Source organism: Photorhabdus akhurstii (assembly GCF_019090985.1).
Taxonomy (GTDB): domain Bacteria; phylum Pseudomonadota; class Gammaproteobacteria; order Enterobacterales; family Enterobacteriaceae; genus Photorhabdus; species Photorhabdus akhurstii.
In genome coordinates this window covers 1,755,880-1,770,681 of the sequence record NZ_CP020335.1, presented here as the reverse complement: position 1 = coordinate 1,770,681, position 14,802 = coordinate 1,755,880, and the positions used below count along the sequence as shown (strand labels likewise).

Here is a 14,802-nt window from a genome sequence, read left to right as displayed (position 1 = left end):
CATATTGAATTCTTTGATTAATAAATCGCTCAACAGCTCCTTTTTCAATCGAAAAATTTAGCCTGTCATGGGTTGTCACTCCCAATAACAGGCAATAAATCTCTGCGGGTTTATTTTCAATGCTGGCCTTTTGCGACATCCTCGCATTGGGCCAGGATTTACGGGGCAATTGTTAAGAATTGGCAATAAATTGCTCACGCAATGCCTGAACCTGATCCCGAACACTCGCCGCCTGCTCGAATTCAAGATCCTGCGCATACTGGTACATCTTCGCTTCCAGCTCGCGGATTTTGCTTTCCAGCTCTTTGGTAGACAGTTTGCTGAATGTTTCCGTTGTGGCAACAGCTTTACCTCTGCCCTTCCCTTTGCCATTCGTCGGCTGCCCGATTTGCAGAATATCACCAATTTTCTTATTCAGACCTTTTGGAATAATGCCGTGTTTTTCATTAAATATCTGCTGCTTAGCACGCCGGCGTTCCGTTTCACCAATCGCTTTCGCCATTGAATCAGTTATCTTATCGCCATAAAGAATCGCTTTACCATATAGGTTACGGGCAGCACGCCCAATCGTCTGAATTAATGAACGTTCAGACCGCAGGAAACCTTCTTTATCCGCATCCAGAATGGCTACCAGAGAAACTTCCGGCATATCCAGCCCTTCCCTCAGCAAGTTAATCCCCACTAATACATCAAACTCACCTAAACGAAGATCCCGAATAATTTCCACACGTTCGACAGTATCAATATCCGAATGCAAATAACGAACCCGTTCACCGTGTTCTTCCAAATACTCCGTTAAATCCTCCGCCATTCGCTTAGTCAATGTAGTGACCAACACCCGCTCATTTTTCACCGCCCGGATGCGGATTTCAGACAATAAATCATCAACTTGCGTTGCGACAGGACGCACCTCCACTTCCGGATCAAGCAAGCCAGTAGGACGCACCACCTGTTCCACCACATCGCCACCAGATTTTTCCAATTCATATTTGCCCGGCGTAGCCGAAATATAAATTGTCTGTGGAGCCAGTGCCTCAAATTCTTCAAACCGAAGTGGGCGATTATCCAGCGCGGAAGGCATACGGAAACCATATTCCACCAGCGTCTCTTTGCGGGAGCGATCTCCTCGGTACATCCCACCAATTTGCGGGATGGTAACGTGCGATTCATCCACTACCAGCAAACCATCAGCAGGGAGATAATCAAACAGTGTCGGCGGCGGCTCCCCCTCAGCACGGCCAGAGAGGTAACGGGAATAGTTTTCAATACCGGAGCAATAACCCAATTCATTCATCATTTCCAAATCGAATTGAGTACGCTGCGTAATACGTTGCTCTTCCAGCAATTTACCATTTGCCAGTAATACCTTACGCCGCTGCTCAAGCTCAATTTTAATCGCTTCCATTGCCTGAATAATACGTTCACGCGGAGTAACATAGTGAGTTTTAGGATAAACGGTGTATCGTGGAACATGATATTGAATCTGCCCTGTTAGCGGATCAAACAGTGATAACCGTTCTACTTCATCATCAAATAGCTCAACGCGCAGGGCATGCTCATCAGATTCAGCCGGAAAGATATCAATCACTTCACCGCGTACCCTAAATGTCCCTCGCTGAAATGCCTGATCATTACGGGTATATTGCAATTCAGCCAAACGCCGCAGAATAGAACGTTGATCAATAATCATACCGTTAGTCAGGTGAAGCATCATTTTTAGGTAACTATCGGGATCACCCAAACCATAAATAGCCGAGACAGATGCAACAACAATCACATCTCGCCGCTCCAGCAAAGCCTTGGTAGCAGACAAACGCATTTGCTCAATGTGTTCGTTTACGGAAGCATCTTTTTCAATAAAAGTATCGGAGCTTGGCACATAAGCTTCCGGTTGATAATAATCGTAGTAAGAAACAAAGTACTCTACGGCATTTTCTGGGAAAAAGTCCTTCATTTCACTGTAAAGTTGAGCCGCCAGTGTCTTGTTCGGAGCAAGTACCATCGTTGGTCGGTTTAAATTGGCTATCACATTAGCGATAGTGAATGTCTTACCCGACCCCGTTACCCCTAGCAAAGTCTGGTGGGCAAGCCCATCTTCTAAGCCTTCCTGTAATTGGCGGATAGCCTCTGGTTGATCACCACCCGGTTGGAAGTCAGAACGTAATTTGAACACCTTAGTCATCGGTATCTCACTTTCCTAACATTAATGCACATATAATACTGGATAAAAAACCAGCTTCAAGTTGGTTTTATAAAAACGGACTTAATTAGGTCACTTTCCTATCAATTAAACATGCGTTGATATCAAAATAAATGCCATTTTATCCCCAAATTATCTTGATTTTTCCATTTTTTATATGATCCGCTGAAAGGTGACAACATGGAGCATCATCACTGGCCAGACAGGGCTTGATTTTAGTTATCTTATTGATATTTAAAAGGATTAAAACAAAGACGAGAATAACATCAACCTTGACTCAAGCCGCGTATTTTCTTGCGTTGCGTCACTTTTCTAAGTCTAATACACAAGGTTATCCACAGGAATAGTGGATAACTCTACAAACCCTATTAACTGTACGAGGTTGCAATATCATGCCACAAAATAGGTATTCTCTATCGATAAAAATTTTTACTATTTTTTTACCTTTATCTCAGTTATTTGTTCCAAAAAAATGAATAACTTTGCTGAAATAAGTAAGAATTTTCTCATGTGAATTAAACATCAATAAACTATATTCGTTCAATGCTACTATAATTAAAGGTAGATAATCGTCAGTGTTTTCTGTATGATTAGTGCAAAAAACTGCCTTTTCTGCATCAAGTAGTAGAAAACAATACTGATACTAGATTGGAATTTTTATTCAACAGGAGATAACCGGTGAACAGTTTCCTGTATGGAAATCTGTTACTCAAGAGGAAAGTTGTGTTTTTGTTAAGCAGAAATAGGCTTTTCTGCTTCCTGCTCTTTTAGCAATAGCAGATTCAATATCATCAACAGCGCTTTTGACTATTTTTACTATGTCGATAAACAATGCTGTCGATAAACAATGTTGTCAATAAACAATGCCAACAAATAATACCTATAAACAATTACCTATAGACAATGCCGATAAATATTTACCAAAAACAATAATTGGCTTAATTGGCATGAACAAAATCCGTTTTTTAATTAGGATATTAATGTATGTTATTGATAAATTAATGAATTTACATCAGTATATCTCCTATTTTACAAAATGAGCCCCATCGCGAACACGTAAAAAAATGATAGATACACAAATATCAAATCGACATTGCCCTCGTAAAACGTCCAATATTCTGTTGGCTATCTCCGATCGAAAAACTACTCTGTATCTATCATTCACAATTTCAATCGATTGCTGTTCCAAAGCATCTTTATACTGCCATTTCCTGGTGTTTTAACCGTGTTATCATTTTATTAATTTACTAATTTCAGTCCTAATGTTTATTTCACTTCCTCTGTTTTCTTGATATTCCCTAGTGCTAAAAGAAATAACCCACTTCCAAACTCGAAGGATAAAGTAGCTCTTTCCCCGAGAGATTTATAATAAGAATAATATTTTGTTTGATGCTATCTGATGACCCAAAAACACATCAACACAACTTAACATTATTATAATAAAATCCATAAAGTCAACACAAAAATAAACATAAAGTTCAGTTTTGTGTAAACTTTATAATGAATTTCACTTAATTACATGATTTAACTTTCATTTTTAGAATATAAATGTAAATCCATGAGCATTTTCTGATATAGGATGTGCTAATATAGATCATCAGAAAATTAAGATATTAAAAGTAAAATCAATAAATTATCACAATGAGTGGTTTTTTCACACTGGACAATATCATCAAGTAATATATAGTAATGCTGTTATTTTTATATAAAGGATTTTCATGAAAACATCTAACGCACAGCGAAAAACAAATATCATTAAAAATATAGAATATTTGATACGTACCCGTGGAGAAACCAAGAGTTCTTTTTCCAATCGAACAGGATTAACCCGTACCACCATTTATAAAATCCTGGAAGGGCAAGTCAATAACGTTCAACAATCTACTATTCTTCGGATCTCCGATTTTTTCGGTGTTTCCTGTGAAGAAATAGAATATTATGACCTTGAACAATTAGAACGCCTCAATGAAACACTCTCAACCGAAGGCAATAAAAATCCTTCGGCTATCCCTATCGTTCCACAATCTGAATTTTTAGCCGTTTCTGAGAAAAAAATCGGTCAGCTTGTTACCGAGTATCCATTGACCTATTTCTTTGGTGATGAATCAAACATGCTGGCTCTTAAAGTTGAATCGGCAATAGAGGATACATTCATTCCCGGCGAGGTGATCCTGATAAAACGTCCCCCCACATTAGTCACCAATACGCCATTATTGTATTACGCTAAGGGAATTGGGTTCTTTATCCGGCAAGAGAGAAATGATGATTACCTCGATAGGAAACCCTACAAAAATGCTCATTTCTTAGGCTATATCGTAGGAGAAAGACTATAAATGACCGCAAATCAGAAGTTTAAATTACTGGGATTCACAAGATACGGTAAATTATCGGCAAACGTCATGGTACTAGCGACAGGCAAGACCATTACTATGGGGTTAAAAGAACTAGCCGACAGTGATATCTCAGAAGACCTGAGCAGGCATGAACTCAGTACGATATACAGGAAATTATACAGCCACAGTAATATCGTAACAGCTTATGAACTTGGGGATCGTCATGAGCGTTCATGGCAAGCCTATTTGCTCATTAGCATCGCACTCAGTGTTATCTATATTTTCTCCACCATATGTGGCGTGAAGCCCATTCATATCCCGATCCTTAATATCGTCACGCCTCCTGGCGTTTTTATTTACCCTATTACCTTCTTGCTGGTCGATATTCTGAACGAATTCTATGGATTACGTCTGGCAAGAAGAACGATTATTATCTCTTTCGCAGCAAACCTATTATTTGTTCTCGGGCTTTGGGGAACCGCACTGATGCCGGGTGTTCCTGGATGGGAGTTTGGTGCAACTTATAATGGAATAGTCAATAGTATTGTATCTGTATTATTGGCATCATCTCTTGCTTATTTCATCTCTGAAAATATAAATTCGTATCTCCTTTGCAAAATAAAATCTCTCACCAATTCAAAGTATCTTTTCCTGCGAGTAATAACCAGTACTGTTATCGCCTCAGCATTCGACAGTATAATATTTTGCTCCGTTGCTTTCTATGGTGTTCTCGGTATAGATATCATAAAAGAAATGATTATCGCCCAGTTCCTCATTAAAGTGGTTTATTCTATCCTGGGTGTAGGCCCTATTTACCTGGTAAGAAAGATATTCAGGAATTATATAAACCACCCAACAGATGCTCCAGTGAATAAAAAACTTGCCGAAGTATGAATGGATATTCGCCTTTGTCAGAAGATAGAAAAGTTACTGAAAAATATAATTTTTATGCCGGAATACCGTTCCGGCATATTGTCCTAAAATAACTCTTTACATATCATCAGCAGTGAAATCCACATATTCATTATCAGAAACAGAGATATGCATAGTGCAATCATTTATCGTGACATTAAAATAAAATTCCATCAAATTAGATTTGTAGATTAATAATTCAATTAACCAGTAAGTTTAAATCTATATATTCCCCTAAATGATTAAAATATCCTTGGGTTAAATGAGGAATCTTACCCAATAAAGGCGCGGGTAACATACGCTCTAATGTCGCCAAATATTCTTGTTGTCGCTTGCTTGCAGGTTCAACTTCATTAGCTATCCACCCTGCAAAATGCAACCCTGAACCTATAATCGCCTTCACGGTAAGTATCGCATGATTAATACAGCCCAGTTTTACCCCCACGGTCAAAATAACCGGCAATTGCTCTTTAACCACCCAGTCAGCAAAAGTCGCCGATTGCGATAAAGGGGTATACCAACCACCAGCGCCCTCAACTAAAACCCAGTTCGCTTTCTTTTCTAACTGACGTAATCCCGCAGACATAACAGCAAAATCAATAGGTTGATTCAGGCCATCGCTGGCAATATGGGGTGATGTTGCTTCAACAAATACTAACGGATTCACTTCTTCATATTGCAAAGGCACAGAACTATTTGCCAACAATGCCAGCGCATCGGAATTACGAATACCTACCGGTGTTATTTCACTACCGGAAGCGACAGGTTTATAACCTGCTGTTTTATATCCTGCTTTAGTTGCCGCTTGTAGCAAAGCACAACTTACAACTGTTTTACCCACTTCGGTATCTGTACCCGTCAAAAACCAGCACTTAGTCACGATAAATCACTCCAAAGACAACTTGATAGCTAAGAGGCAAATGTTCATTTTCTCGTGGATAAGCCTGTTCCAAAGCAATCAGCCGTTCACGCGTCATCAACCCCTGCTGACGCCCATAATGAAGGTGAGTCGCGCCAATCCCTTTCAGCGAACCCAATAGCGGCAATATATGAGAATATTGCTGGCGATAAACATGACTAATAAGACAATGCCGGAATCCCCGACACGCATCTTTAATCGTCTGCTGCGGCAGGAAGTGATTAATATGCTGGTAGTTATCAACCACGCTCCAGGCTTGTTTCAATTCATGTAATGAACCTTTAGCCAAGGTGGAAAACAGAATCAATCCACCAGGGCGTGTTACCCGATAAAGTTCTCTTAAAGCGCTGGATAAATTCTCACACCACTGAACAACCAGATTACTGAAACAGATATCAACACTGCTGTCAGCAAGCCCTAAATGTTCAATATCCCCTTGTAAATAATAGTCAGCCGCCAACTGTTTACGGGCATGAATCAACATACCTGACGCCAAATCCAATGCAATAACCTGCTTCCCCTGTTGCCGCCAGCGGTGACTAAAAAACCCCGTACCGCAACCGGCATCCAAGACTAACTTACCAGGATGCCCATCGGCTTGTTGCATGAGGAATTCACCAGCTTGCTGCTGTAATTTCGCAACCACATCATAGTTGGCGGCTGCTCGACCAAATGCTCCGGCAATCGCCTGTTTATTAACAAATTCAACTACGGAACTCATGCAATACCTCCATCAACATATCAATATCCTGTAGCGTATGGCTGGCCGTCAAAGTAATACGTAATCTGGCACTGCCCGGCGGCACTGTTGGTGGACGAATGGCTGTAACCCAAATCCCTTTTTGTTGCAAATACCGGGATAAGGAGATACTCAGTTCATTATCACTCACAATCAATGGCTGAATCGCTGTGGTTGAATCGGTCAGATTAAAGGGCAATTTCTGCGCCTGCTGACGAAAGTAATTGATATTCTGTTGCAATCGTTGACGTAATTCATCACCAGCTTGTATCTGCCGAACAGCTTCAGAAAGCGCCTGTGCTTGCGCGGGCGGCATAGAAGTGCTGTAGATCAGATGACGGGCATACTGAATCAGATATTCTGCCGTCTGTTCATCACAAAGCACTGCGGCGCCACTCAACCCAAATGCTTTACCAAAAGTGACAATCAAGATCTCTGGTTTGACTTTCTGTTGCCAACAACTTCCCCTTCCCTGCTCACCACAGACACCAATACCATGAGCATCATCCACCATTAGCCAGTTTCCAGAAGCCTTGGTTTGCTGATGAATATCTGCCAACGGTGCACAGTCACCATCCATACTAAATACACCTTCCGTCACCACCAGCGTCTTACCAATACAAGGTTTTGCCAATAAATCTGCAAGTGATTCAGGTTGATTATGAAGAAAACGCCGTAATTGAGCCGGAGAATGCATCGCCGCTTCCATTAATGAAGCATGACTCAGACGATCGGCAATAATCCGATCCTGTTTCGTCATTAACGCGGCAATGACCCCTTGATTCGCAGAATATCCTGAAATAAACAGTAATGCTTTTGGATAACCCAACCAGTCAGCTAATTGCTGTTCCAATAGCTGATGGGCTTTTGTATAACCCGCAATATGACCTGATCCCCCACTGCCAACGCCATATTGTTCAGCTCCCCGCTGCCATGCAGCAATGACTGCGGAATTAGCGCTTAACCCAAGGTAATCATTACTGGAAAAATTAAGATATTTGTCATCAACGGTATACAGGAAACGTCCATCTGATTTCTGATTGACCTGCCGCTGACGCCATAGAGAAGTATCCCGACGCTCAGACAATTGCCGGGAAAGATAAGCTGACCAATCCATTATAATGCCGCGTTATAAAATTGTTCGTTATCTGCATTGATGATAGCTTCTGCCAAATACTGCTGTTGCTGATTATCACCGAATGCCGTCTGAGTCTGCTGAGGATTAATACCCAACTTGCGAAACAGTTGTAAGTCTTTATCTTCCGCAGGGTTGGGTGTAGTGAGCAACTTACAGCCATAGAAAATAGAATTAGCGCCAGCCATAAAACACATCGCTTGTGTCTGCTCATTCATCTGTTCACGACCTGCGGATAACCGGACATGAGAAGATGGCATCATGATCCTGGCAACAGCAATCGTGCGGATAAAATCGAAAGGGTCGACATCTTCGTTTTCAGCCAATGGCGTGCCCTTGACTTTAACCAACATGTTGATGGGTACACTCTCCGGCGGTTTTGGCAGATTTGCCAGTTGTACCAATAACGCGGCCCGATCACGGATCGCTTCACCCAAACCGACAATACCACCAGAGCACACCTTTATTCCTGCTTCACGTACTTTATCAAGGGTATCCAATCTGTCTTGATAGGTTCGAGTGGTAATGATGTTGCCATAAAATTCCGGGGAGGTATCAAGATTGTGGTTGTAATAATCTAATCCTGCCTCCGCCAGTCGCTGTGCTTGTGAACCATTGAGCATACCCAGCGTCATGCAGGTTTCCATTCCCAGTGCTTTGACTTCCTTAACCATTTTTTCCAGATAAGGCATATCCCTCTCATGGGGATTTTTCCACGCGGCACCCATACAAAAACGTGTTGAACCGGCATTTTTGGCCTTACGGGCAGAATCAATCACCTGTTCCACTTCCATCAACCGCTCTTTTTCAAGACCTGTTTTGTAACGGGAACTTTGCGGGCAATATTTACAATCCTCCGGACAAGCCCCGGTTTTGATGGAAAGTAGTGTACTGACCTGTACTTGCTGTGGGTCAAAATAGATACGATGAACCTGTTGTGCTTGAAATAATAATTCGAAAAAAGGTTTATCAAACAGCTCTTGCGCCTGCTTAATTGTCCATTGCTTACGCTCAATCACAATAACATCTCCAGTGTGAAAAAAGTGTAGCCAGTTTAAATAATGCCGCTATACTGTCAACCAATTTTAAGTAAATTAGTTTACATCAAACCTTATGACTGCTTCCGATATTGAATTTGATCTACGCCATATTTGGCATCCCTATACCTCCATGACCAACCCTCTTCCGGTTTACCCTGTCGTTGGCGCTTCTGGAGTGGAACTAGAGTTGTCTGATGGCCGTAAGCTGGTGGATGGCATGTCTTCCTGGTGGGCCGCCATTCATGGATATAATCATCCGGTTTTGAACCAAGCCGCTAAGGTTCAGCTTGATCAGATGTCCCATGTCATGTTTGGCGGCATTACTCATCCACCCGCAGTGGCACTTTGCAGGCAATTAACAGCAATCTCCCCCCCCTCACTGGAATGTGTCTTTCTGGCGGATTCAGGTTCCGTTGCGGTAGAAGTGGCGTTAAAAATGGCATTGCAATACTGGCAAGCAAAAGGTGAGAAACGTCAGCGTATTTTGACATTACGGCACGGTTACCACGGTGACACATTCGGCGCTATGTCGGTCTGTGATCCCGACAATTCAATGCATAATCTCTACAAAGGCTATCTGCCACCCCATCTGTTTGCCGAATCGCCTCAGTGCGGATTTGATTCTCAATGGGACGAACGGGATATCATGCCATTTCGTACTTTGCTGGAGCAGTATTCCCGTGATATCGCCGCAGTGATCCTTGAGCCTATCGTACAGGGTGCTGGAGGAATGCGCATTTATCATCCTGAATATCTGCGTCAGGTCAGAATGCTTTGTGATCAACATCAAATTCTATTAATTGCGGATGAAATTGCCACCGGTTTTGGCCGCACAGGAAAATTGTTTGCTTGTGAACATGCTGAAATTGAGCCGGATATTTTATGTGTAGGAAAAGCGCTGACAGGTGGTTATATGACACTATCAGCAACACTGACAACCCGTAAGGTAGCTGAAACGATTAGCAATGGCGAAGCAGGCTGTTTTATGCATGGCCCAACGTTTATGGGCAATCCATTAGCTTGTGCCGTGGCAGAAGCCAGTTTGAAACTGTTATTACACAGCCCTTGGCAACAACGTATTAAATCAATTGAAAACCAATTAAAGAGTGAGTTGATGCCACTAAAACACCATGCAAAAGTGGCTGATGTTCGGGTATTAGGTGCAATTGGCGTCGTGGAGATGAAGCAACCCGTGAATATGGCGGTGTTGCAGCACCATTTTGTTTCTCAAGGTGTCTGGATAAGACCATTTGGCAAGCTGATCTATTTGATGCCGCCTTATATTATTCAACCGGAGCAACTTTCACGCCTGACAAAGGCTGTCTCTGGTTCAATAAATTTGTAATTTTTCTTTATTAAATAAATTCTTCTGAATTTATTACTGAGCAGTTAATAAAGGTGACTGCTCCCCGCCGTAAAAAACGGCGAGGCTTCCCACTTCTCAGGCCGCCACCGTCGATGCAACGGATTTACGCTGGCCTCCGTGGGCAGAGACGACGAGTCCCGCCGCCTGTAATTCTGTTATGCCCTTGCGCTGGATGTTGATCGCCGCATTGATATCGCGGTCATGTTCAACACCACAGCAAGCACATTGCCAGATCCGCTTACGCAGCGGCATTTCCGGCATTTTGTGACCGCAGCAATGACAGGTTTTCGAACTGGCGAACCACTGATCCAGTTTGACCAGATGAACGCCCGCCGCTGCGGCTTTGTATTCCAGTTTCTTGATGAAGCCATGCCAGCCCGCATCCCCGATAGCGCGGGCAAGGTGGTGATTCTTCATCATGTTGGCCGATTTCAGTGTCTCAACAATGATCGCTTGGTTTTCGTCAACTATTGTCCGAGAGAGTTTGTGTTGAAAATCGGCGCGGGCATGGGCTACCCGCTCATGGACGGCCGCCAGACGTAATCGGGCCTTGCCGCGGTTAGCGCTGCCCTGTTGTTTGCGGGACAGCGATTTCTGTTTACGACGCAGGTTACGGGCGGCGTTGATAAGGTGACGCGGGTTATTGACCTTCTCCCCGGTCGACTCGATAAGATAGTGGGACAACCCCATATCACACCCGGTCACGCGGGTGATAACATCCGGCTTTTCCGGCACCTCCCTGCCGTCGTCACACAGGATAGCGGCGAAATATTTTCCCGTGGCGGTGCGAGAGAGCGTAATGCTCTTCACTTTCCCTTCAATTTTTCTGTGTATACGGGCCTCTATCGGTGACAATTTCGGGATCTTCACTGCGCCCTCCAGCACTTTCACCCCAACACAGTGATAGCTGGACTGCTTGCCCTGTTTGCGTTTGAATGTGGGAAGTTGGGCGCGCAACTTTGGATTGAAGAAATTATCAAACGCGGTATGCAGATTGATCACCGCCTGCTGTAACGCGATAGAATCATATGCCCTGAGCCAAGCATACTTACGGGATTGCTTCGCGACCGCCAGGAGCGGTTTGAGGTCTTTGCGCGGATGTAAACTTACGCCGTGATGTTTGTAGACATGCTTTTTGATGTGCAGCGCCTTGTTGTATGCAAAACGGACCGCGCCGAACTGGCCGTTAAGATACCCGGCCTGTTCGGGTGTAGGGTAGATGCGGACTTTGGTCGCTCTTAGCATGTTCAGCGCTCATTGAGAAAGTGCATTGATTTTAGCCTGTTTTACCGGCAGATATCAATCCAGTCAGGAGACGTCGGAGTCGCCAGCCCTAAAGCCCTCTGGGCTTTTCGCCTGATATCCCCGCCCGCACTGGGCAAGGGTTTACGGCGGTTTTTGCTAAGTTCCGGCTTGATCAAAAAAGGCTCCCAATTAGGAGCCTTTTTTGAAAAATTTCTTCACACTCCGACCTTCGCAATGAGTAGGGGCGGGTGCTTACACAAGTAGAGTTACCTCTGGGTAAAGATCATCCAGCAAATCGGCAAAAATGTCAACACCAGCTTTACATAGAATATAAAGCAAGCCTTAATGTAGGTATAGTTAAACAACTCTACAGGGAAATGAACAACTATGACCATAACGACAATTATAGATTCACTATCGAGTTACAGATTTTCTACCTATCAGCTTCCTGTATTAGGTGGAATGACAAAAGAAGAATGCTTGGGCATCTATCTGTGGAACAAACAACTTGCCAGTGCTTTTTTCCCCGCACTCCAAATTATCGAGGTCTCCCTACGCAACGCCATTTATCAAGGATATATCCGTTATGAAGAGATAAAAATTGAAAACACATTTAACCAAGCACAATGGCAAGTAGAAAAAAACAAGATTGATAAATTCTGGTTTATTAATGTCTTCACTCAAAAAAATAATGCTGAAACATATAGGAACATTTTGTCAGCAACAAGGCAACTACAAAAAGATGGGAAAGCATTAACCCCAGAGAATTATATTGCAAAACTTACACTAGGTTTTTGGGTATCAATGGTAAATAATAGTTACGATATACAAAGAAATTCATATCTGACATTATGGCCTGAACTTCGTGGATTAGTTTTTCCATATGCTCTAGATACACAAACTCAGCGCCCCCTTTCTATTAATAGTATCGGCAATGAGTTAAAAGAAATCAACAAGATCCGAAATCGGTTGTCACATCATGAACCTTTGTGGCGCTCTAAAAATGCATACCAAATGGAACACATAATTAATAATGTTGTTGAAAGTTATGAGAAGTGCTTAAAGGTTATCAGGTGGATCAATCCATCTAATTTAAAACTGTTATCCATTATTGAAAATAACATCAAGATGAGTGAATTATGCAGTATTCATTCTCTTTGGAAAAATAAACAATTACCCACGGGGCTATCATCTCTACCAATAATAACAGGATGGGGGGATGAAAATAAACTAGATGTTACTCATATAGGAGAAATAGTAAAAATAGTCGATACCCGATATGCCTTAATAAAAAGCCAAAAGGATAAAACTATATTTTTTGCCAACTCTAAGGACATGAAAAATAATATTCAAAACTATAGTACTGGAACACTAGTGAGATTTACTCCAGAAGCGAGTAAAAATCAATATCCCAATGCAAAAAATGTTGAACAAGCTTAACTTCATTAGTGTGGCTAACCATAAATAAGCGCAAAAAATCATAGTGAAAAACTGTTTGCAAATTTATTTCTGCATGTACAATCCGACGAAAATGGCAATTTCAATGCAAAAATCTTGTAGAAAACTTTCACAAGAAATTTTGCAACATAAATGACCAGAAAATTTAGCAGATGAGTTTAGAACAACCGAGCAGACACAGAAACCATTTTTGCATCTGTCCGGTTGTATGACTGCGAAATTTGGAGTTGTATTAGCTCAAACTTGAGCTGGTAACTACCGGTTATTTACATCAATGTCTACCAGACTAAACCGTAACCAGCACACACGATCACCGTTAACACCCAACAATCTTATCAAATTCACAGAGCCAGCACCGTTACCCACATTGGGCCTTGACCTACTGGATAACGCGTCAACTCAGTCAATTTACCGGTATATTGATCAATAGAAGAGACTGAAATATGGTCAGACTTTTGACCGGATGCAATCAGATATTTTCCACTGTGATCAATAGCAAAACCACGCGGCTGAGTTTCGGTTTTATAGTGTCCTGCCAACGTCAAATTAAGACCATCTTGTGAAATAACAAAATGGCTGATCAAACTTGAAGTCCGTTCACTGGTATAAAGGTGACGACCATCCGGTGTAATATGAATATCCGCAGACCAACGAACACCCGCTAAATCCGCCGGTAATGAATCAATCGTCTGAACAGCCCGGTATTTTTCCCACTTGCGATAAACATCCACCGTAGAATCCAGCTCATTAATACAGTAAATCACCTGCTGATTTGGATGAAATGCCATATGACGAGGACCCGACCCCATTGCCGTAGTGATTTCCTCAGCACGCTTTTCTGTCAGATAACCCTCTTCTGCCATCTCAAAAATACGGATGTGATCTTCTTTCAGACAAGGAACCAATAGTTGTTTATTATCCCAGTCAATATTAGCTGAATGCGGTGCTTGCAAACCTTCAATAACCTGAACCGGTTCACCCACAATCCCCTGTTCGTCAATTAGGCTGACACTCAGATTGTTATAACTATAGGAGGCAGAGAATAGAAAGCGACCTTGTTTATCTGTAGAGATATGAGTCGGGCTACCCGGTATTGATGAAATCCCCTGTTGTACCAGTTCCCCACCAGAGCCAATCTGGTAAGTGACAATACTGAATTGTGGTCGGATGCCAACATAAAGATGTTTACGATCCGGGCTAACCACCATTGGTTGTACTTCCCCCGGTACATCAACTGTCTGAATGAGTGATAACTCACCTTCATTATTCAGGCTCCAAACATGAATCTGACAACTGTTTGGACTCGCCGTATAAACTACTTGTTTCATCTTCACTCCTTAATTATCTATTACCATTTTATTGCGCTGTAACGACTCGATTAGTTTTATCGGTTAAACTCACCGCACAATTGGTGTAGCTTTATTCAGTTTCAATGTAATATCCTTATATTATATA

12 protein-coding genes are annotated in these 14,802 nt (G+C 42.3%); 4 read left to right on the top strand and 8 right to left on the bottom strand.

The window, feature by feature from the left end; genetic code table 11:
* Window positions 1–172: 172 nt before the first annotated feature.
* Window positions 173–2,182: an excinuclease ABC subunit UvrB gene (gene uvrB, locus B0X70_RS07700; protein WP_217471227.1), complete on the bottom strand. Its 2,010-nt coding sequence runs from the start codon at window positions 2,180–2,182 to the stop codon at window positions 173–175.
* A 1,736-nt stretch (window positions 2,183–3,918) separates the two neighbouring features.
* Here uvrB and B0X70_RS07695 point away from each other — a divergent pair.
* Entirely contained in the window at window positions 3,919–4,533 is a 615-nt protein-coding gene (locus tag B0X70_RS07695) for a helix-turn-helix domain-containing protein (RefSeq protein WP_046395960.1), read from the top strand.
* Window positions 4,534–5,427, top strand: a complete 894-nt coding sequence (locus B0X70_RS07690) for a queuosine precursor transporter (RefSeq protein ID WP_217471226.1) — start codon at window positions 4,534–4,536, stop codon at window positions 5,425–5,427.
* A gap of 217 nt (window positions 5,428–5,644) precedes the next feature.
* Here B0X70_RS07690 and bioD read toward each other — a convergent pair whose 3' ends face one another.
* From bioD to bioB, 4 genes are read right to left on the bottom strand one after another with little or no spacing between them, the layout of a single operon-like run.
* Window positions 5,645–6,325, bottom strand: a complete 681-nt coding sequence (gene bioD, locus B0X70_RS07685) for a dethiobiotin synthase (protein WP_217471225.1) — start codon at window positions 6,323–6,325, stop codon at window positions 5,645–5,647.
* Complete coding sequence (bioC, locus tag B0X70_RS07680) at window positions 6,318–7,085, bottom strand: malonyl-ACP O-methyltransferase BioC (protein WP_036780700.1); 768 nt, start codon at window positions 7,083–7,085, stop codon at window positions 6,318–6,320. Before bioC ends, bioD begins: the two co-directional genes overlap by 8 nt.
* Complete coding sequence (gene bioF / locus B0X70_RS07675; protein ID WP_217471224.1) at window positions 7,069–8,220, bottom strand: 8-amino-7-oxononanoate synthase; 1,152 nt, start codon at window positions 8,218–8,220, stop codon at window positions 7,069–7,071. The genes bioC and bioF overlap by 17 nt, the downstream gene beginning before the upstream one ends.
* Window positions 8,220–9,257, bottom strand: a complete 1,038-nt coding sequence (bioB, locus tag B0X70_RS07670) for a biotin synthase BioB (RefSeq protein ID WP_036812938.1) — start codon at window positions 9,255–9,257, stop codon at window positions 8,220–8,222. The genes bioF and bioB overlap by 1 nt, the downstream gene beginning before the upstream one ends.
* A gap of 94 nt (window positions 9,258–9,351) precedes the next feature.
* On the opposite strand from bioB, the gene bioA reads away from it, so the two are divergent.
* Window positions 9,352–10,623, top strand: a complete 1,272-nt coding sequence (gene bioA / locus B0X70_RS07665; protein ID WP_217471223.1) for an adenosylmethionine--8-amino-7-oxononanoate transaminase — start codon at window positions 9,352–9,354, stop codon at window positions 10,621–10,623.
* Window positions 10,624–10,719: 96 nt separating this feature from the next.
* Here bioA and B0X70_RS07660 read toward each other — a convergent pair whose 3' ends face one another.
* Both B0X70_RS07660 and B0X70_RS25575 read right to left on the bottom strand, forming a co-directional pair.
* Window positions 10,720–11,889, bottom strand: a complete 1,170-nt coding sequence (locus B0X70_RS07660) for an RNA-guided endonuclease InsQ/TnpB family protein (protein ID WP_214040620.1) — start codon at window positions 11,887–11,889, stop codon at window positions 10,720–10,722.
* A 41-nt stretch (window positions 11,890–11,930) separates the two neighbouring features.
* Window positions 11,931–12,065, bottom strand: a complete 135-nt coding sequence (locus B0X70_RS25575) for a hypothetical protein (protein WP_256448172.1) — start codon at window positions 12,063–12,065, stop codon at window positions 11,931–11,933.
* A gap of 211 nt (window positions 12,066–12,276) precedes the next feature.
* On the opposite strand from B0X70_RS25575, the gene B0X70_RS07655 reads away from it, so the two are divergent.
* Complete coding sequence (locus B0X70_RS07655; RefSeq protein ID WP_036812928.1) at window positions 12,277–13,329, top strand: Abi family protein; 1,053 nt, start codon at window positions 12,277–12,279, stop codon at window positions 13,327–13,329.
* 359 nt (window positions 13,330–13,688) lie between these two features.
* On the opposite strand, the gene pgl is transcribed toward B0X70_RS07655, so the two are convergent.
* Entirely contained in the window at window positions 13,689–14,675 is a 987-nt protein-coding gene (gene pgl, locus B0X70_RS07650) for a 6-phosphogluconolactonase (RefSeq protein WP_110087192.1), read from the bottom strand.
* Between the last annotated feature and the right edge of the window lie 127 nt (window positions 14,676–14,802).